This is a genomic window from Rhizobium sp. P43, from assembly GCF_056730705.1.
In genome coordinates, this window is record NZ_CM161539.1 from 2,402,445 (window position 1) to 2,419,444 (window position 17,000).

General features: G+C 62.9%; 20 protein-coding genes. 11 read left to right on the forward strand and 9 right to left on the reverse strand.

Annotation, left to right across the window (positions count from 1 at the left end):
* The first annotated feature begins 15 nt into the window (after positions 1-15).
* Entirely contained in the window at positions 16-960 is a 945-nt protein-coding gene (locus tag AC1PUL_RS12070) for a LysR substrate-binding domain-containing protein (protein ID WP_480464430.1), read from the forward strand.
* Between the two features lie 71 nt (positions 961-1,031).
* On the opposite strand, the gene AC1PUL_RS12075 is transcribed toward AC1PUL_RS12070, so the two are convergent.
* Complete coding sequence (locus AC1PUL_RS12075) at positions 1,032-1,454, reverse strand: organic hydroperoxide resistance protein (protein WP_480464431.1); 423 nt, start codon at positions 1,452-1,454, stop codon at positions 1,032-1,034.
* A 145-nt stretch (positions 1,455-1,599) separates the two neighbouring features.
* Between AC1PUL_RS12075 and AC1PUL_RS12080 the strand changes: the two genes are divergently transcribed.
* From AC1PUL_RS12080 to AC1PUL_RS12100, 5 genes are all read left to right on the forward strand, one after another.
* Positions 1,600-2,055, forward strand: a complete 456-nt coding sequence (locus AC1PUL_RS12080) for a MarR family winged helix-turn-helix transcriptional regulator (RefSeq protein WP_480464432.1) — start codon at positions 1,600-1,602, stop codon at positions 2,053-2,055.
* 96 nt (positions 2,056-2,151) lie between these two features.
* Positions 2,152-3,477 carry a DUF2254 domain-containing protein gene (locus AC1PUL_RS12085; protein ID WP_480464433.1) on the forward strand — a complete coding sequence of 442 codons (1,326 nt, stop codon included), beginning with the start codon at positions 2,152-2,154 and terminating at the stop codon, positions 3,475-3,477.
* Between the two features lie 79 nt (positions 3,478-3,556).
* Positions 3,557-4,453 carry a class A beta-lactamase gene (bla, locus tag AC1PUL_RS12090; protein WP_480464434.1) on the forward strand — a complete coding sequence of 299 codons (897 nt, stop codon included), beginning with the start codon at positions 3,557-3,559 and terminating at the stop codon, positions 4,451-4,453.
* A 17-nt stretch (positions 4,454-4,470) separates the two neighbouring features.
* Positions 4,471-4,803, forward strand: a complete 333-nt coding sequence (locus AC1PUL_RS12095) for a hypothetical protein (RefSeq protein ID WP_480464435.1) — start codon at positions 4,471-4,473, stop codon at positions 4,801-4,803.
* A 140-nt stretch (positions 4,804-4,943) separates the two neighbouring features.
* Complete coding sequence (locus tag AC1PUL_RS12100; RefSeq protein WP_298466502.1) at positions 4,944-5,348, forward strand: baeRF12 domain-containing protein; 405 nt, start codon at positions 4,944-4,946, stop codon at positions 5,346-5,348.
* A 110-nt stretch (positions 5,349-5,458) separates the two neighbouring features.
* On the opposite strand, the gene AC1PUL_RS12105 is transcribed toward AC1PUL_RS12100, so the two are convergent.
* From AC1PUL_RS12105 to AC1PUL_RS12115, 3 genes are all read right to left on the reverse strand, one after another.
* Positions 5,459-6,166 carry a L,D-transpeptidase gene (locus AC1PUL_RS12105; RefSeq protein WP_480464436.1) on the reverse strand — a complete coding sequence of 236 codons (708 nt, stop codon included), beginning with the start codon at positions 6,164-6,166 and terminating at the stop codon, positions 5,459-5,461.
* A gap of 156 nt (positions 6,167-6,322) precedes the next feature.
* Positions 6,323-7,150 carry a L,D-transpeptidase gene (locus AC1PUL_RS12110; protein ID WP_480464437.1) on the reverse strand — a complete coding sequence of 276 codons (828 nt, stop codon included), beginning with the start codon at positions 7,148-7,150 and terminating at the stop codon, positions 6,323-6,325.
* A 74-nt stretch (positions 7,151-7,224) separates the two neighbouring features.
* On the reverse strand, positions 7,225-8,829 hold the full coding sequence (locus tag AC1PUL_RS12115) for an MDR family MFS transporter (protein WP_480464438.1): 1,605 nt from the start codon (positions 8,827-8,829) through the stop codon (positions 7,225-7,227).
* Positions 8,830-8,962: 133 nt separating this feature from the next.
* On the opposite strand from AC1PUL_RS12115, the gene AC1PUL_RS12120 reads away from it, so the two are divergent.
* Positions 8,963-9,499 (forward strand): MarR family winged helix-turn-helix transcriptional regulator, encoded by a 537-nt coding sequence (locus AC1PUL_RS12120; protein ID WP_480464439.1) that lies wholly within the window; start codon positions 8,963-8,965, stop codon positions 9,497-9,499.
* A gap of 175 nt (positions 9,500-9,674) precedes the next feature.
* Here the strand turns inward: AC1PUL_RS12120 and AC1PUL_RS12125 are convergent, their stop codons facing one another.
* Positions 9,675-9,878, reverse strand: a complete 204-nt coding sequence (locus AC1PUL_RS12125; RefSeq protein WP_480464440.1) for a hypothetical protein — start codon at positions 9,876-9,878, stop codon at positions 9,675-9,677.
* Between the two features lie 217 nt (positions 9,879-10,095).
* Here AC1PUL_RS12125 and AC1PUL_RS12130 point away from each other — a divergent pair, with 217 nt between their 5' ends.
* Both AC1PUL_RS12130 and AC1PUL_RS12135 read left to right on the forward strand, forming a co-directional pair.
* Complete coding sequence (locus AC1PUL_RS12130) at positions 10,096-11,475, forward strand: TIGR03808 family TAT-translocated repetitive protein (protein WP_480464441.1); 1,380 nt, start codon at positions 10,096-10,098, stop codon at positions 11,473-11,475.
* A 117-nt stretch (positions 11,476-11,592) separates the two neighbouring features.
* Complete coding sequence (locus AC1PUL_RS12135; protein WP_480464442.1) at positions 11,593-13,428, forward strand: putative bifunctional diguanylate cyclase/phosphodiesterase; 1,836 nt, start codon at positions 11,593-11,595, stop codon at positions 13,426-13,428.
* 102 nt (positions 13,429-13,530) lie between these two features.
* On the opposite strand, the gene AC1PUL_RS12140 is transcribed toward AC1PUL_RS12135, so the two are convergent.
* Positions 13,531-14,085, reverse strand: a complete 555-nt coding sequence (locus AC1PUL_RS12140; RefSeq protein ID WP_480464443.1) for a DUF2087 domain-containing protein — start codon at positions 14,083-14,085, stop codon at positions 13,531-13,533.
* Between the two features lie 301 nt (positions 14,086-14,386).
* Between AC1PUL_RS12140 and AC1PUL_RS12145 the strand changes: the two genes are divergently transcribed.
* On the forward strand, positions 14,387-15,046 hold the full coding sequence (locus AC1PUL_RS12145) for a glutathione S-transferase family protein (protein WP_480464444.1): 660 nt from the start codon (positions 14,387-14,389) through the stop codon (positions 15,044-15,046).
* 22 nt (positions 15,047-15,068) lie between these two features.
* Here the strand turns inward: AC1PUL_RS12145 and AC1PUL_RS12150 are convergent, their stop codons facing one another.
* The 3 genes from AC1PUL_RS12150 to AC1PUL_RS12160 all read right to left on the reverse strand — a co-directional run bounded on the left by AC1PUL_RS12150 (position 15,069) and on the right by AC1PUL_RS12160 (position 16,125).
* A complete protein-coding gene (locus AC1PUL_RS12150) occupies positions 15,069-15,476 on the reverse strand; it encodes a DUF2442 domain-containing protein (RefSeq protein WP_480464445.1) in 408 nt (135 codons plus the stop codon).
* Positions 15,469-15,696: a DUF4160 domain-containing protein gene (locus tag AC1PUL_RS12155; RefSeq protein ID WP_480464446.1), complete on the reverse strand. Its 228-nt coding sequence runs from the start codon at positions 15,694-15,696 to the stop codon at positions 15,469-15,471. Before AC1PUL_RS12155 ends, AC1PUL_RS12150 begins: the two co-directional genes overlap by 8 nt.
* A 72-nt stretch (positions 15,697-15,768) precedes the next feature.
* Positions 15,769-16,125: a DUF4406 domain-containing protein gene (locus tag AC1PUL_RS12160; protein WP_480464447.1), complete on the reverse strand. Its 357-nt coding sequence runs from the start codon at positions 16,123-16,125 to the stop codon at positions 15,769-15,771.
* Between the two features lie 119 nt (positions 16,126-16,244).
* Here AC1PUL_RS12160 and AC1PUL_RS12165 point away from each other — a divergent pair, with 119 nt between their 5' ends.
* Positions 16,245-17,000 (forward strand): DeoR/GlpR family DNA-binding transcription regulator, encoded by a 756-nt coding sequence (locus AC1PUL_RS12165; protein WP_480464448.1) that lies wholly within the window; start codon positions 16,245-16,247, stop codon positions 16,998-17,000.

Here is a 17,000-nt window from a genome sequence, read left to right on the forward strand (position 1 = left end):
AATCGAAATCGGATCATGTCTGACTTAAGCCAAACCAAACTCAGAAAGCTCGACCTGACGCTGCTGCTGGTGTTCCTCGGCCTCCTGCGTCATCGCAAGGCCGCCGCCGTGGCCGGCGAACTGGGGCTGACGCAATCGGCGATCAGCCAGGCCCTGAAGCGGTTGCGGGATGTGTTTCGCGACGAACTTTTCCTGCGCCGGCCCCATGGCATGGAGCCGACGGCGGCAGCACTTGCGCTGGAAGTGCCGGTTGCCCAGGCGGTTGCCGCGCTGCGCAGTGCGCTGACGGTGACCCGCAGCTTCGATCCGGCATCCGCCGACGGCGTGGTCCGGATCGCCGCGCTCGATTCCGAACAGGCGGTCATCATGCCGCGCTTCGCTGCCCGTATACGGCAGATGGCACCGCAGCTTCGGCTCTCGGTGCTGCCGCTCGGGCGGCGCGACGCAATCGAGGCGCTGGGAGACGGCCGGGCCGAAATCGCACTCGGCTTTCTCTGGGATGCGCCGGACAGCCTTTCCAGACGCAATCTCTATCAGGAGAGTTTTCTGGTGGCGGGGCTGGCCCGTGCCCTGCCGGAGGCGCCACGGATTTCACTCGATGCCTATTGTGCAGCCGAACACGTGCTGGTCGCGCCCGGCGGCGATCTGACCGGCATTGCCGATCGGACACTGGAGGCGATGGGACGGAACCGGCGGATCGTGCTCGGCCTGCCGTCCTTCCTGCCGGCGCTGGCAGCCGTGGCACAATCCGGCGCGATCGTCACGCTGCCGCGCAGGGTGGCGCAGGATTTTGCCGCCGGCTTTGGCCTGGTCACGGCGGAGCCGCCGATCGAGATCCGGCGATTTCCCGTCTCCGCCTTCTGGCATCGGCGCAATGACAGCGACCCGCTGACGCAATGGCTGACGCAATGGTTGGTGCAGGGGCTGGTGCAGGAGCTGGCGGCGACGCTCGATCCCTGAGCCTGGACGAGAAAAAGGCCGGCGCGAGGCCGGCCTTCGGGCGGTGGATGGAATGGTCGGCTGTCCGCCGATCAGATGACCGAAACCGGCACTTCGGTCGAGGTGCGCATGGCGTGGCTGTAGGGGCAGACGATGTGGGCTGCAGCGACCAGCTTCTCGGCCAGTGCGCGCTCCATGCCCGGGATTTCGACAGAGATCTTCACTTCGATGCCGAAGCCGGTGCCATCGTCGCGCGGGCCGATGCCGACATCGGTGTGGACCTTGGCGTCTTCAGGGATCTTCACCTTTTCCTTGCCAGCGACAAACTTCAGGGCGCCGAGGAAGCAGGCGGAATAACCGACGGCAAAGAGCTGCTCGGGATTGGTGCCGGTGGCGCCGTCGCCGCCGAGTTCCTTCGGGGTGGTCAGCGTCACATCGAGAACGCCATTGTCGGAGGCGCCGTGACCGGAACGGCCGCCGGTGGCATGACCGTGAGCGGTATAAAGAATTGCCATGAGGTGTTCTCCTTGTTTTACGGTTGATGCGTTTCTATATAGAGCACAACTGAATTGCGCACAATTGTTTTTTTGCGCGTTGAAATGTGGGCCGTTTTTGTCCACTGTGGAAACAATAGATGCCGAGAGAGGTTCATCAAGGACCATGACCGACGAAATGCTGGAAAACGATTTGCGGCTGGACAAGCAGCTGTGCTTTGCGCTTTACGGCGCAGCACATGCCTTCACGCGCGCCTACAAGCCGCTTCTGTCGCCGCTTGGGCTGACCTACCCGCAATATGTGGTGATGATGGCGCTTTGGGAGGAAGACGACCTCTCGGTGAAGGCGCTCGGCGAAAAAGTGGGGCTGGATTCCGGCACGCTGTCGCCGCTGCTGAAGCGTCTGGAGCAGATCAACTATGTCGCGCGCCGCCGTGACGCGGCCGACGAGCGCGTGGTGTTCATCACGCTGACGGAACAGGGACGGGCTCTGAAGGCGCGGGCGCTGCAGGTCTTTTCGACGATCGGCAACCAGACCGGATGCGACATTGCCGAGATCGAAAGCCTTCGCGACAGCCTGAAGCGGCTGAAGGCCCAGCTTGAGACCATCGGTCGGGACTGACCGCAGTCTGCGCATGGTGGATTTGACCCCGCAGCCCAGACAAGGGTGTCGGCTCCCTGGAGGGGAGCAAAGTCATGCCTTGCGCGTTGTGGAACAATGGACAAAGCGCGCAATCTTTTCGACATCGTCAGGGGTCAGCTCTGGCTCCTGCCCCTGATCTTTTCCTGCCTCGCGGCCATTTTGGCATTTCTGCTGATCGCCTACGGCCATCTCGTGGCACCGGAGGCGGTGCGCGAGGCCTGGTGGCTCTATAGCGGCGAAGCCGAGACGGCGCGGCAATTGCTAAGCAGCCTGCTTTCAGGCCTGATGACCATGACCTCCCTGGTGGTCTCCGTCACCTTCGTCATTCTGACGCTGGCGGCCAACCAGCTCGGCCCGCGACTGATTTCCCATTTCATGGCCGACAGGCAGATTCAGGCCGTGCTCGGATTGTTCATTGGCACGATCCTCTATCTCATCCTCGTTCTGCGAACAATCTCCGACACGCTCGGGAAAGACGGGGTGCCGCATCTGGCGATTTCCGCCGGCAGCCTGCTGACGGTCATCTGCCTGCTGGCGCTGCTCTTTTACATCCACAAGGTGGCGCGGCTGATCATCGCCGACAATATGGTGCAGGCCTTGCACGCCAATCTCGTCGGTACGGTCAAAGAGGTCCTTCCGTCCAAGCCAGCGCAGCACAGCGAAGAGGTGGCCCGCTTTGCCGGCCTCGGCCATCCGATCGCTCTTCACAAGGTCGGGCATGTGCAGGTGATCGATTATGGCAGGCTCACCCGCATTGCGGCCGACAAGGATTTGCGGATCGATGTGGCGGTCCGGGCCGGCCAGTATCTCCTGTCAAACGGCGACCATTTCACGATTTTTGCCGACAAGGACGTCGAGGACGACACGATCGCCGCGCTGCGTGACTGCTTTACGGTCGGCCTTCAGAACACCACCGCGCAGGATCTGGAGTTCAGCATCCGGCAGCTGACGGAGATCGCCGTCCGGGCACTTTCACCAGGGGTCAACGACCCCTTCACGGCCGTGGCGGTCGTCGATCGCCTGGCTGCAGCCTTCGAGGAGGTGCAGCAGCGCCCCCTGCCCTACCGGCAGCATTACGATGCACAAGGCGTGTTGCGGCTGATAGTCAGCCGATCGGAGTACGCGCGGCTGCTCGACACTGGCTTTCGCCTGATCCGCCAGGCGGGCGCGGGAGAGCCAATGGTGCTGATGCGGCTTGCCGCGCGGCTCGCGGATCTGGGCCATTCCGTGCGCGAGCGGACCCAGATCGAGGCGCTTCTGACCCAACTCGCAGCCCTGGAAGACACCGCTGCTCAATGCCACTCGATCGAACAGGACAGGGCCTCGATGCAAGCCCATCTTGATGAAGCGCGCAGGGTATTGGAGACGGCGAGATCCAGACAAAGAACAGCCGTAACCTGATTGCGAAGCAGCCCGCGCCGAGCGCGCGCCTCGCTGATGCCTTCATTGACCCCGAAGCAGGGGGCTGAAGGAGAAGCGCATGACATCATCAAGACCTACCGCAAACCGCCCACCTGCCACCATCACCCGCCTCTTGCTGATAACGGTGGCGCTTGCCGGCGCGACGCTGCCCTTCGGCAGACCGGTCATGGCGAGCGAGGTCGTCATCGCGGCGAAGGAGGTGGAGAAGAAACTCGACATGCGGGTGGGGCTCTCCGTCATCGATACGGGCAGCGGACGCGTCACGGCCTATCGCGAGACGGAGCGGTTTGCGATGGCCAGCACCTTCAAGGCGCTGGCCTGTGCAGCAGCGCTTTCGGCCGGAGAGGACGTGCTGGCGCGCAAGATCCCCATTCGCAAGGCGGATCTGCGCCCGCATTCGCCGGTGACGGAAAGACGTGTCGGCGCCCGGATCTCCACCCGCGAACTCTGCGCGATCACGCTTGAGACCAGCGACAATGCGGCGGCGAACCTCATCCTCAAGGCGATCGGCGGACCGGACGGATTGACGGCGTTTCTGCGCAGGATTGGCGATAAGACGACACGGATGGACCGCTATGAGCCGGAACTCAACACGGCGACACCAGGGGATCCGCGCGACACGACGACGCCCGGCGCCATGGCGCAGACGCTCAGGCGGCTGCTGATTGCGGATGCTCTGTCGCCAGAGGCACGCGACGAACTCCGGGGCTGGATGGCGGCCAATGCCGTGGCAGACGGATTGCTCAGGGCCCGGCTGCCCAAGGGCTGGCAGATTGCCGATCGCAGCGGCGCGGGGGGACACGGGACACGCGGCGTGATTGCCGTTCTGTGGCCACCGGCTGCGGCACCGCTCGTCGTCGCGATCTACATGGACGGGCAAAGCCACAATCTTGCAACACGCGGTGCGGCGATCGTAGAGATCGCCGCCGCCATCTTTGCCGAGCATGCCCGATGAGATTGTCCTGGTTTTCAATGCTTATCCTTGCACTCGCCTCAGGTCTGGCGTCCGGCGCTTCGGCATCGGAACCCGTGGGCGAGACGGATCAGGAGCGGCTTGCCTGGCAGAAGAAGAAATGTGCAGTGTTCGAAACCGCCTTTGCCGAGCTGACGGCGGGGCTTGGCACCGAGGGGACGTCCGAGACCTTTCTCGCGGGCAACCGGGCGTATATCGCAAGCGGCTGCCTTGCGGATGTCGACGCCTGCCCTGAAACGGAGAAGGACATCGCGATCGCCAACGGGCTTACCATCGCCACGATGAATGCCGGCGCGGCCTCAACCTTCAGCCCGTTCCGCTGCCGGAGTTAGCGGCTGGCGCGAAACGTCGCAGTCGGCGGGATCCGGTTGCCTCTAGAGGAACCGATGCCCTGCGAGAAGGGTTCACCCCGGGTCAACCGCGGCACGGACCTGTCTCGTTCATGCCGCCCAGACCAGCAAGGAGTTCCCATATGCAAGTGCCTCAGAACACCGTCATTGCCGTCGCCGACGGCGAGAAGCTGAGCTTGTTCCAGAACGAGGGCAATGCGTTGGACGTCAGGCTGAAGGCGATCCCCTGCGAGGAGATCGACGGTTCGAAGATCTCGTCCGGCAGCCGCCATCAGAGCAGCGCGGCCAATCCGGACGACAGCCAGCAGCAGGAAGACGGTTTCGGCAGCGGCATTACCGACATGCTGAACGCCCATGTGCTGGATGGCACGATCCAGAATCTGGTGATCATCGCGGCGCCGCGGACACTCGGCGAAATGCGCAAGGGCTACCACAAGCAGCTCTCTGCGGTGCTGATCGGTGAACTTGCAAAGGATCTGACCGGCCATTCGCTGCAGGACATCGAAAAGGCGCTCGACGCCGCGTGACCGGGATAATCGCCATTGCGCTCAGGGCGCATCGGACACGAAAAGAGGCCCCGCCATGTCTGGAGGGGCCTCTTCTCGTGGATGGCAGCAGCCCCGAAGGGCGCGCCCTGCTACTGGCGGACGATAATGCGGGCCCTGTTCGGCACGCGCTCGTAGAGATCGATGATGTCCTGGTTCATCAGGCGGACGCAGCCCGACGAGACAGCCTTGCCGATGGAATTCCATTCCGGCGAGCCGTGCAGGCGGTAGAGGGTGTCTTCGCCGTTCTGGAAGATGTAGAGGGCACGCGCACCGAGCGGATTGTCGATGCCGCCGGGCTTGCCGCCGTTGCGGACGGAGTATTTCTCCAGTTCCGGCTGGCGGGCGATCATTTCATCCGGGGGCGTCCATTTCGGCCATTTCTGGCGCCACTGGATGACGCCCTGGCCACCCCATTCGAAGCCGTCGCGACCGATGCCGACACCGTAGCGCATGGCGGTGCCGCCGCGCTCGACGAGATAGAGGAAGCGGTTCGGGGTGTCGACGACGACGGTGCCTGGGGCTTCGCCGGTGGGATCGATGACCTGCTGGCGATAGAAGCGCTCGGGGATCCTCCAATAGGGCACGGCGGGAATGACGAAGCCACCGTCATAGACCTCGCCATACATGGCGTCGAGTTCAGGTGTACGGCCCTTGGGGGCTGCCGGCACGACCGGGCCTTCGACGCGGGTGCCGGGGGGAAGCGGACGGGAGGTTGTGCAGCTGGCGAGCAGGGTAGCTGCGCCGAGACCTGTCAGGGACAGAAGCGAACGGCGGGTCAGATGCGGTAGAGAGGACATGAATATATAGGTTTCCTGTAGCAGTTCTGCGGAGGAAGACGCCGGGATCAGCTCTTTGTTCCGCGATGATGCGATGCAAACAGGAAAGGTTCAATTAAAGCAACGCTGCCCCCCTTTCACGTTTTGGAGAGAGGCGGAAGTCGCAAATGAGTGTCGCTAAATGACAACAATGGGCGTGTTCTCAGGTACGCGATCGAAGAGATCGATGACATCCTGGTTGAACATGCGCACGCAGCCGGACGAGGTTGCCTTGCCGACCGACTGCCAGTCGGGGGTGCCGTGGACGCGGTAGAGCGTATCCTTGCCGTCCTGGTAAATGTAGAGGGCGCGGGCGCCGAGCGGATTGTTGAGGCCGGCCACGAGACCGCCACGCTCGGCAGAGACGGTTCGCAAATTGGGGTTCTTCTCGACCATCTCATCGGTCGGCGTCCAGTGCGGCCATTTGGCCTTGCGCTGGATGACGCCCCTGCCCGACCAGGCATAGCCGTCACGGCCGAGACCGACGCCATAGCGGATCGCCTTGCCATTCGCCTGAACCAGATAGAGGTAATGGGCCTTGGTATCGACGACGATGGTGCCGGGGGCTTCCGCCGTCTGATAGCTCACCTCCTGGCGCAACAAGTCGGCGCGCACCCGGTCAAGCGGGATCGGCGAGAGGGTATGGCCGTCATCGACCATCAGGCCGTAAAGGGTGCGATGCAGCGGATTGCTGACCGGCAGGCCATAGGTCTGATGGAACTGGGTGCGATAGAGATCGCGTTTCTGCGGCGCGGTCTGGTCAGCGGCGGGCGGCGTGCGGGCCGGGTCATACCAGACGGGCGCCACCTCGTCTTGAAACACCTCGATGTTCATCCGGCTGGTATCGGTCATCAGGATACAGCCGGACAAGGAACCGACAAGCGCCGTGCCAAAACCCAGCGAGACGAGGCGTCTCGACAGCAGGGACACTGCGGAAGCGGGACCGGACGGGGAGGACTTGGACATGCTGCACCGATTCGAACTGACGTCGTTGCAACACCCTTTCAGCCCCGGCTGGCGCGAAGCTTATGGCCTCGACCTCACTCCGCGACGACCGCATCTGTTACCTTGCCCTCGCCTTCCCGCGGCAGGCGGATATTGGGCAGGAGCAGCGCGCAGATCAGGCCGATGACCATCATCCCGGAGGCCGTCAGGAAGAGCGGGACGAAGGCGTCGGAATAGGCGTTGGCGACGAGGGTGCGGGCGGCGTCCGGCAGGGCGGCCAGGGCTTCGGGCGTCAGGTTGCGGAAATCGACGCCGCCGGGCAGCGCGATCTGCACATGGGCGAGGCCGGAGCTGACGATGGCGCCGTAGATCGAGATGGCGATGGCAGCACCGCCCATTCGGGTCAGCGTGACGGTGCCGGTGGCGGCTCCGACATCGGCCCTGGAGGCGGCGTTCTGGACACCGATGACGGGGACCTGCTGGCCGATGCCGACGCCGACGCCCTGCAGCAGCATGACGAGCGCGATAACGATCAGTGGTGTTCCGGCATGCAGGAAGGAGAAGATGCCGAGGCTGATGACGCCCAGCGCTGCCGAGGCAATCGAGAAGGGTTTGTAGCGGCCACTTCTGGCAATCAGGCGGCCGGTGGCGATCGAGCCGATGGCGATGCCGCCTGTTGTCGCGACGAAGAGCAGGCCGGCCATGGAGGGTGAGAGGCCTGTCGTGGTCTGGAGGTAAAGCGCGATGTAGTTGACCGAGCCGATGCCGATGGCGCCCGAGACCAAGGAGATGACCAGAAGCAGGTTGATGGTCGGCTTGGAAAACAGGGAAAGCGGCACCACCGGTTCGGGCGCGCGGCGCTCGACCAGCACCCAGCCTGTGGCGCAGAGCACGCCGAAGGCGACGACGGCGAGGCTTTCCCATGACATCAGCGAGCCGAAGATCTGGCCGCTATCGGCCCAGAGCACGACGGAGGCGACGGCACCGGCCAGCAGGATCGCGCCGGCATAATCGATCTTCGGCTTGCGGTTCGGCTTGCGATAGGGGAGCAGGAAAGCGAGACCGATCAGGACGGCGATGCCGATCGGCAGGTTGACGAGGAAGATCGAACGCCAGCCGAAAAGGTCTGACAACGTGCCGCCGAGCACGGGACCGAGGGCGCCCGAGGCCATCAGCACGAGGCTGGAATAGCTCTGGTAGCGGGCACGTTCACGCGGCTCGAAGAGATCGGCATTGATCGAGAAGATCGAGACCATGATGCCGCCGCCGCCAAGCGCCTGCAGCACGCGGGCGGCAATCAGCGTATCCATGGAGACGGCGAGACCGCAGACGAGCGAGCCGATGGTGAAGATCGCGATTGCCGCCATGATCACGTATTTGCGGCCGAAGAGATCACCCAGCTTGCCGTAGAGCGGCATGACCGCGCTGGTGGTCAGCAGATAGGCGGAGCCGACCCAGCCGAAACGTTCGAGCTCGCCGAACTCACCGACGATGGTCGGCAGTGCCGTCGAGACGATCTGGTTATCCAGGGTCGCCATGAACATGGCCGACATCAGAAGCAGATAAACGAAGAGCCGGAGCCTCGGATCGGTGACCAGCGGCCCTTGGTCAGGCGGCAATCGACCGGCGCCTAGAGATGTCGGATGTGGTTCGAAACGGGTGTCTGGCCCTGATTGGGCGGCGGTGATGGGGCGGGTCATGGATCGGGGGCTCCTATGCGAAGCCAAAATGTGCCTCCCGCAATTATATGTCAATAGCACATATTTGCTTAGCGCATCTATTTTGCTTTTCGTCCCGATCTTGCTCTGCTAAACTGCGCTGATGACGACACAGATGCCGAAACAATCCGACGCCTCTCAGACCGTTGCCCTGCATGGCGATGTGCCTGCTTCCGATGGCAGTTCGCTGGCCGCTATCGGTCACGCCATGACCCGCATGCGGCTGCTGATCGGCCGGCGCTTCATTGGACGGCTGGCGCTGAAACGTATCGGCACCGGGCTGGAGTTGTCGGATATAGACGCAATCGGCGTGATCAAGCGGATCGGCAGCCAGCAGGAAGTCACGGTTGGCACGATCGCCGAACAGTTGCGGATCGACCCGTCACGCGGCAGCCGGATCGTGGCCGACCTGGTGAAGCAGGGATTGCTCGAACGCGCGGCCTCTCAGGAGGATGGACGCCGCAGCCTGGTGCGCGTGACAGAGGCCGGTCGCCGGGTGCTCGACGACATCGAGGCGATCAAACGTGAGACGATCGTGGAAGCGACTGCAGGATGGTCTGCCGAGGATGTGGAAGCCTTTGGACGGCTCTATGCCCGCTTCACCGAGGGCCTTGAGGCGCAATATGCGCGGTTCGAGCAGAACGAAGACTGAGGCAGGCTTGTCCCAGGCGGGACTGCGGATCGGTGACTGATGTCTGAGAGAACGACCCGACCGGCACTCCCTCCCCCGAGAAAATGCCGGCCGGTCGTCATGGGACCGGTTTTTCACCAACCCTCCCCGCTCCGCCAGGACAGGAAGGGCGAATGTCCCACGCCGAAGAGAAATTTCAGACCGGTTTCGGCCCTTGCAAGGCGTTGTAGATCTTCTTGGCCAGGACCGCCGAGACCGGGATCGACAGAACGATACCGGCAGCAAAGGCCGACGCGATCTGCCAGCCTTCGCGCATGTCAAGCGTCAGGACCGCGATCACCGCCGCACCGCCGACGGCGCTGGCGACGAGGATGTAAAGAACGGCTGCGAGACGAAGCATGGTCGTTTTCCTTCGTGTTCTTGTCTTTGCATCTAGACCATACGCCGGTGCCGCTGATCTTCCTTGATCTGCCTCAAGTTTTCCGTGCAGACACCTTAGACAATAGGCGAAGGTCTTCGCTCGCCGCGTTAACACTGTTTTAAGCCTTTTCTTGCCGTCGAGCGCAGCGTCCGGCAAGGTCGCCGTGACTTGTTTGCTCAGGATGAGAAGGAAGCAAATGCCGTCTCGACGGGTGGTCATGATCGGCCTTGGCGGGCTGCTGGCAGCGGCGGGGCTGCCCTGTGGCGGTCGGCTGGCCTCTGCACAGACACTTGCCATGGCAGAGTTGCGCGGCGGTTTCGATGCGGGCGAAGCCGGCATCCTGCCGGGAACCGCCGATGATCAGAGCCGCAAACTGCAGGACCTCATCGATCGGGCGGCGGCGGTCGGCCAACCGGTCTTCCTGCCTGCCGGCACCTACGAGGTCGCCAATCTCGAATTGCGCGATGGCACCCGGCTGACCGGCGTGCCGGGGCTGACACGTCTGGTCTATCGCGGCGATGGACATCTGATCGCGGCACAGGAGATCGGCCGGGTAAGCCTTGAAGGCATCACCTTCGACGGCGCCAACCGATGGTTGGCGGATTATACCGAGGGTCTCCTCTCTTTCCGCAATGTCGGCGAGGTGACGATTGAGGATTGCGAGATCGTCGGCAGTCGCAAGTGCGGGATCTATGCGGCGCGCTCAGGCGGCGTGATCGAAAGGACCCGGATCACCGGGGCCGCCGAGGCCGGCATCTGGGGGATCGAGAACGCCGCCTTTACCATTCGCAACAACGAGGTCTTTGACTGCGGCAACGGCGGCATCCTCGTGCATCGCTGGACCAAGGGCGAGGATGGGACCGTGATTACCGGCAACCGCGTGGCACGGATCGCCGCAACGAATGGCGGTACCGGGCAATATGGCAACGGGATCAACGTGTTCCGCGCCGACAATGTGATGGTGACGGACAACCATGTGTCCGACTGTGCCTTTTCGGCAATCCGGGGGAATTCCGCCTCCAACATCACGATCAGCAACAACCAGGCCTTCCGCTCCGGTGAAACGGCCGTCTATGCCGAGTTCGAGTTCGAGGGGGCACTGATCACCGGCAATATCATCGACGGGGCAGCGATCGGCATTTCGGTCGCCAATTTCGACAATGGCGGGCGGCTTTCGACGGTCAGCGACAACATCATCCGGCGTCTGGTCAACATGGGACCCTATGTTCCAACGATCAGCAGCTTCGGCTTCGGCATTTCGGTGGAGGCCGACACGCTGGTCACCGGCAATCTGGTCGAAGGCGCGGAGACTGCGGCGCTGGCGATCGGCTGGGGCCCCTATCTGCGCAATGTGATTGTCACCGAAAACATCCTGCGCGACAGCGCTCAGGGCATTCAGGTGAGTGTGGTCGAAGGGGCCGGCCAGACGGTCATCCGTGACAACATCGTAGACGGCGCCCGCGACGGGGCGATCTTCGGCTATCGCTGGAAGGAGCGGGTGAGCGAGGATCTCATCGACGGCGCCCCATCATTTCCGCATCTGAGCATCAGCGGAAACGTCTCAGCCGGACGCTGAAGACACCGCAAGACCTTGTTAACTCTGCCGAGACCCAGGCGAAACGTCGCATAATGTCGTAATGACTGTTTAAGTATGGGCTGATTTAATTCCCGCCAACAAACGATCGCGGGTCCCATGCTTCTTCATCTGCAGAACATCATCCTCGAGAAGATCGCAACCGGCCAGTCTCTGGCCGAGACCATCGACTATCTCTGCCGCGAAGTCGAAACCATGATCGACGACCTTGTCTGCTCGGTCCTTCTGCTCGAAGACGAAAAACGCCTGCGTCATCTGGCCGGCCCGTCTCTTCCCTTCGAATACACCTCGGCCGTCGATGGGATCGAGATCGGTCACGGTGTCGGCTCATGCGGAACCGCTGCCTATCATGGCGAACCGGTGCTCGTGGAAGACATCGATACCCACGAATATTGGCAGCCCTATAAGCACCTCGCCCTGCCGATCGGCCTCATGGCCTGCTGGTCGACGCCGATCATCGGCTCCGGGAAAGTGCTCGGGACCTTCGCTTTCTACTATCGCACGCCCCGTGGGCCTTCGGAGCAGGAACGGCAGATCGTCAATGCCTGCGTGCATCTCTGCGCCATCGCCATTGAACGCGAACATCGCGTGACGGAGCGCCGCCGGCTTGCCGATACCGACGGGCTGACCGGCCTTGCGAACCGCAGCCGTTTCAACGAGGTGATCAATGAGGTGTCACGGCGCGAGCCCGAATGGGCCCTGCTGCTGATCGATCTCGACAATCTGAAGATGGTCAACGACACCTTTGGTCACGGGGCCGGAGACGACCTGATCCGCATCGTTGCGGAGCGAATGAAGCAGGAGGCGTCCCCCGGCATGGCGTTTCGTCTCGGCGGCGATGAATTCGCCGTCATTGTGCCCTGCGTGGCGACGACGGAGCCGGCCGATCTCGCCGAACGGCTGATTTCGCGGATCAAGGAGCCAGCCGATTGCGGCGGTCACCTGATCTATCCGGCAGCAACGCTGGGCGGCGCCCGGGCAGGCCTCGAGCGGAGCCCGCAGCAGGTGCGGCAGAACGCCGACTATGCCCTCTATCACGCCAAGGAAAGAAGTCGCGGACGCTACCTCGAATATCAGGCCGGGCTCGGAACGGCGATCGTCAAGCGATTCCGCGCGGTGCAGGAAGTGGACAAAGCACTGCGCGACGACCGGATCGAGGCGCATTTCCAGCCGATCGTCGAGCTTTCAACCGGCCGCATCATGGGATTTGAATCCCTTTGCCGGATGACCATGCCCGATGGCAATATTGTTGCGGCTGCGCATTTTTACGAGGCGATGAAGGATGCGCATGTCGCAATCGAAATCACCGACAGAATGCTGGAACGCAGCGCTTCGGCTGCAGGCGCCTGGCATCGGGAAGGCCTTCTCTTTTCGCGCGTCGGGATCAACCTCTCGGCTGCCGACTTTCATCGCGGCGGCTTGACGCGACGCATTGTCGATGCCTTTTCCAAGGCCGGGCTGGGACCGACTGCGGTCGTCGCCGAGGTGACGGAATCCGTCTATCTGGCCCAGAAAGACAATGTCGTCGCCGACGAGATCCACGCTCTGCGCGAGGCCGGCATCAAGGTGGCGCTCGACGATTTCGGCACGGGCTTCGCCTCGCTTACCCATCTCCTGACGGTGCCCGTCGACGTTATCAAGATCGACAAATGCTTTGTCCGGCGGCTCGCCGATGCCGGCGGTGGCGGCATCATCACCAAGGGTCTGCTCGACATCGCCAAGGGCCTCGGCATCTGGGTGGTTGCCGAAGGCATAGAAGAATTGTCTCAGGGCGAGCATCTGTTGTCGCTCGACTGCAAGGCGGGCCAGGGCTATTTCTTCTCCCGGCCGATCGACCGCCACACAGTGCGCGAAATGCTGAAGGTCAGCAATTTTCATCAAGACTGGGCGCGCGTCCTGCGCGAGCTGCAACCCTTGCTCGGCAAGACCGGCTGAGGCGCGACGGGTTAATACCAAGTGTCGATGATAGGAACCTATAGGTTCCTATCATCGACACTTGGTATAAGGCCCGCCACGCCCGAGGGATCATTGTGTCATTCAGACAGCACGTCCCCAACCCGCAACGATCCGGATCAATTCGCGCGCTTCCGGCGGCGGGCGCTTCTCCACTCTCCGATACAGTCGGCAATCGCGGGTGCGGGTGAGGAGCCCCATATTGACTAGTTCGCGGCGGATCAGCACGTGATCGCCAAAACCGTTGTGGCGCATCAGCACCGTATTGACGGCTTTTTCCGGCATGTCCTGGCCTGCCGGCAGGAAGGACCAGAGCACCCAGAGCGCCAGCTGCTGCTGGTTGAGCTTGCCCGGCCAGCGGACGAGCACATCGGTTCCGGCAAAGCAGCGGGCGGTCAATTCGACGCGGCGGAAATCGGGGGCTGGTTCCGCTTGGACTGCTGGCGGGTTGGCCAGCCGGTTTTCCGCAGCAAGGCTTGCCTTGAAGTGCTGGTAGTTGCGATAGCCGACGGCGCGGGTCAGCATGTTCAAGAGCTCGACATGGCCGGGCAGTTCGGCCCGCGCTTCGAGTTCGCGTTTCAGGTGTTTGGCCAGCGACGACAGATCGGGGGCCGCGAAGGCATGGATTGTCTTCGACATCTCATTTCTCCTGGTCGTGCCCGGTCTTTGAAAGGACCACAAGGCCGGTGGTCACCGACTTCCGACGGGGCACGGGAAAACGAGCTTCGTCGATCAGAAGAAAAGCAGGTTTAGCTCCCCTCATCGGGGCGGTGACGCCTGGGTGAACTGCAGACCCTGGAGGGCAAGGGATAAGCGCTGCAGGCGGGCTCTGTCAATTGTGCGATCGATCAGGAAAATTCATCGTTGCCATCACGCCGGGCTGCTTTTCCCGGAGACGGCGCCGCGCTAGCCTCCGGCCCATCAATCAAGGGAGACCGGCATGCTGAAGATCTACGGCGTTTACAAGTCGCGCGCGACGCGCATCCTCTGGCTGGTGGAGGAACTCGGCATGCCCTTCGAGCTCAAGCCGGTGATCCAGGCTTACAAGCTCAAGGATCCGATGGCTGCCGATGCACGGCTCAATACGCGGTCGCCGGAATTCCTTGCGGTCAACCCGATGGGCAGCATTCCGACGATCGAAGACGACGGGCTGGTGCTGAACGAGTCGCTGGCCCAGACGCTTTATGTGGCCAAGAAGACCGGCGGACCGATCGGCCCGCGCGATCTCCACGAGGAAGCGCAGATGCTGCAATGGTCTCTGTTTGCGGCCACATCGATTGAGACGGATGCCCTGAAGATCTCGATGGCCAATGCGAGCGGCAAGCTAGCCTCGGCTGAGGGCCAGGCGGAGGCGGCTGAGGTCGCAAAAATCCTCGCGCGGCCATTCGGGGTGCTTGAGGCGCATTTCTCGCACAATGATTATACGGTCGGCGGACGTTTTACCGTGGCCGATATCAACCTGGCCGAGGTCGTTCGCTACGCGCAGGCGTATCAGCCGCTGTTCGACGCGCATCCGAAGACCGCCGAATGGCTCGCCCGCGTGCAATCCCGCCCGGGCTTCAAGGCGATGTGGGAGAAGCGGCTGGCGGAGGTGGAGTGAGGGTGCGAGCTGTTGTGAACGCTCAGCCGACAGTCTTCTTCGGCCGACCGCCCTTGGCGCCGTTTGCGCGGCTGGCGGCAATCTTGGCCGGGGAGCGCGACTGCCCTCCCCGGCGCTGGGCCTCCAGAAAGGCGCGGGATCCGAAGATGCCGGCCATCAGCCCCTGGATGGTGTAGTCGACATCGAGCCTTTCCCAGTGCAGGCCGGTTTCGCCGAGCAGTTCAACCTCGGCCAATTCATCCAGCGTAGCATGCTCAAGGCCCTCAAGCGCCCGGGCCGGCACGAGGAAGGTCGCGCCGTTTGCGAAGTCAACGACGATGCGCTCGCTCTCGCGGTCGAAGCGCGCGGCGACGGGAATTGGCCTGATAGCGCGTTCTTCTGTCCAGCGAGCCTTGGCAGCCTGCAATTCGGCGTCTGTGACCTCAACCATGATAGCGTCTCCACGTCTCGATGAAGAGCGACTGTTGCGCTCTGATTTCCTCGACAGCCCTTCGGACGTCACGATCGGACAGCCCGCCCTGGGTTATGACCTTCAGGGTGACAATGTCGATGCGAGCCTCTCCGTCTCCGTAGACATGCACGTGCGGGGGCTCGTGATCTGCCGTGTAGATCACGAAGCGCATGCCATGCTTGCGGAAAACAGTGACCATAACCAAGAATAACCCAGGAAGTTGGGTTATTCAACCTTACCAGACCCTGTGCCCTGGCCCGACGTTCCTCCCTCACCCGCAGCCCGGCACATCCTCGAGCCGGTACCAGACGGGGATGCCGCGTTCGGTGGCGATGCGGACGTCGTTGTCGGCGCCCTTGGAGGCGCCGGGTAGGCGCAGGACACCGTCGCACAATGCCAGGAGCCGGCCGGCGACGGGGTGGAAGATTTCTTCGTAGAGAGCGTCGCCGATCGCCTTGCCGCCGGCGGCATGCCAGACGGGCAGCGCCACCCACTCCCCGATCATCGGCACATGGCCCGCCTTGAACAGCGCATAGGACGGCGTTTCGAGCACCTTCAGGTTGGCGGCCATCTTTTCGGGGTCATCGCCCGTGCCCGAACGATAGGGGCCGGCTATCAAAATCAGCATGTCAGTCTTCCTTTCTTGTCTGCCTCATGCAGAAACGTGCATATATCCGCACGATTTTGCTGGATTGTCGAATCTATTTCGGCATAATCCCGATATATCGTGAACAAACGGGCACAATCATGCTGACTGAACAGAGACGACGGCTGATCCTCGATGTGCTGAAGCGTGACGGGCGGGCGGTGGCCGGGGAGCTGGCGCGACTTTGGGAGGTGTCGGAAGACACGATCCGGCGTGACATGCGGGACATGGCGGCAGCGGGTCTGCTCAAGCGCGTGCATGGCGGGGCCCTGCCGATTGTTGCCCCCCTGCCCGATCTCTCCGTGCGGCGGGGGCTTGCGACCGATGAGAAGCGACGGCTGGCGGCGGCAGCGCTTCGGCTGATCTCGCCGGGTCAGGTTGTGTTCTTCGACGGGGGCACGACGACGGCGGAGATCGTGCGGCAGATCCCGCTCGACATGGCGCTCACCGTCGTCACCCATGCGCCGACGATTGCCGCCGAGCTGGAACGGCACAGCTATATCGCGGTGGTGCTGATCGGCGGGCGGATCTATCGCCATTCGATGGTCGCGGTCGGGCCGACGGCGCTTGCGGCTATCGAGCAGATCCGGCCGGATATCTTTTTCCTCGGCGCGACGGCCGCGCATCCGGCAGAGGGGCTCACGACCGGGGATTTCGAGGAGGCGGCGATCAAGCGGCGGATCTTGGAGCGCAGCCTTGCCAGCTATTGCCCGCTGACTGCAGAGAAGCTGGACAGCGTCTCACCGTTTGGCATCGTGCCGATAACGCAGGCGACCGGGCTGATCGTCGCCTCGGATATCGATCCGGCCGTTCTCGACGGCTATCGCGCCAAGGGCGCTCATCTTGTGCTGGCCTGA

Bases quoted from the DNA above. Each gene is read 5' to 3' on its own strand.
- AC1PUL_RS12070 (WP_480464430.1), top strand. From the start codon at position 16: ATGTCTGACTTAAGCCAAACCAAACTCAGAAAGCTCGACCTGACGCTG.
- AC1PUL_RS12075 (WP_480464431.1), bottom strand. From the start codon at position 1,454: ATGGCAATTCTTTATACCGCTCACGGTCATGCCACCGGCGGCCGTTCC.
- AC1PUL_RS12080 (WP_480464432.1), top strand. From the start codon at position 1,600: ATGACCGACGAAATGCTGGAAAACGATTTGCGGCTGGACAAGCAGCTG.
- AC1PUL_RS12085 (WP_480464433.1), top strand. From the start codon at position 2,152: ATGGACAAAGCGCGCAATCTTTTCGACATCGTCAGGGGTCAGCTCTGG.
- bla (WP_480464434.1), top strand. From the start codon at position 3,557: ATGACATCATCAAGACCTACCGCAAACCGCCCACCTGCCACCATCACC.
- AC1PUL_RS12095 (WP_480464435.1), top strand. From the start codon at position 4,471: ATGCTTATCCTTGCACTCGCCTCAGGTCTGGCGTCCGGCGCTTCGGCA.
- AC1PUL_RS12100 (WP_298466502.1), top strand. From the start codon at position 4,944: ATGCAAGTGCCTCAGAACACCGTCATTGCCGTCGCCGACGGCGAGAAG.
- AC1PUL_RS12105 (WP_480464436.1), bottom strand. From the start codon at position 6,166: ATGTCCTCTCTACCGCATCTGACCCGCCGTTCGCTTCTGTCCCTGACA.
- AC1PUL_RS12110 (WP_480464437.1), bottom strand. From the start codon at position 7,150: ATGTCCAAGTCCTCCCCGTCCGGTCCCGCTTCCGCAGTGTCCCTGCTG.
- AC1PUL_RS12115 (WP_480464438.1), bottom strand. From the start codon at position 8,829: ATGACCCGCCCCATCACCGCCGCCCAATCAGGGCCAGACACCCGTTTC.
- AC1PUL_RS12120 (WP_480464439.1), top strand. From the start codon at position 8,963: ATGCCGAAACAATCCGACGCCTCTCAGACCGTTGCCCTGCATGGCGAT.
- AC1PUL_RS12125 (WP_480464440.1), bottom strand. From the start codon at position 9,878: ATGCTTCGTCTCGCAGCCGTTCTTTACATCCTCGTCGCCAGCGCCGTC.
- AC1PUL_RS12130 (WP_480464441.1), top strand. From the start codon at position 10,096: ATGCCGTCTCGACGGGTGGTCATGATCGGCCTTGGCGGGCTGCTGGCA.
- AC1PUL_RS12135 (WP_480464442.1), top strand. From the start codon at position 11,593: ATGCTTCTTCATCTGCAGAACATCATCCTCGAGAAGATCGCAACCGGC.
- AC1PUL_RS12140 (WP_480464443.1), bottom strand. From the start codon at position 14,085: ATGTCGAAGACAATCCATGCCTTCGCGGCCCCCGATCTGTCGTCGCTG.
- AC1PUL_RS12145 (WP_480464444.1), top strand. From the start codon at position 14,387: ATGCTGAAGATCTACGGCGTTTACAAGTCGCGCGCGACGCGCATCCTC.
- AC1PUL_RS12150 (WP_480464445.1), bottom strand. From the start codon at position 15,476: ATGGTTGAGGTCACAGACGCCGAATTGCAGGCTGCCAAGGCTCGCTGG.
- AC1PUL_RS12155 (WP_480464446.1), bottom strand. From the start codon at position 15,696: ATGGTCACTGTTTTCCGCAAGCATGGCATGCGCTTCGTGATCTACACG.
- AC1PUL_RS12160 (WP_480464447.1), bottom strand. From the start codon at position 16,125: ATGCTGATTTTGATAGCCGGCCCCTATCGTTCGGGCACGGGCGATGAC.
- AC1PUL_RS12165 (WP_480464448.1), top strand. From the start codon at position 16,245: ATGCTGACTGAACAGAGACGACGGCTGATCCTCGATGTGCTGAAGCGT.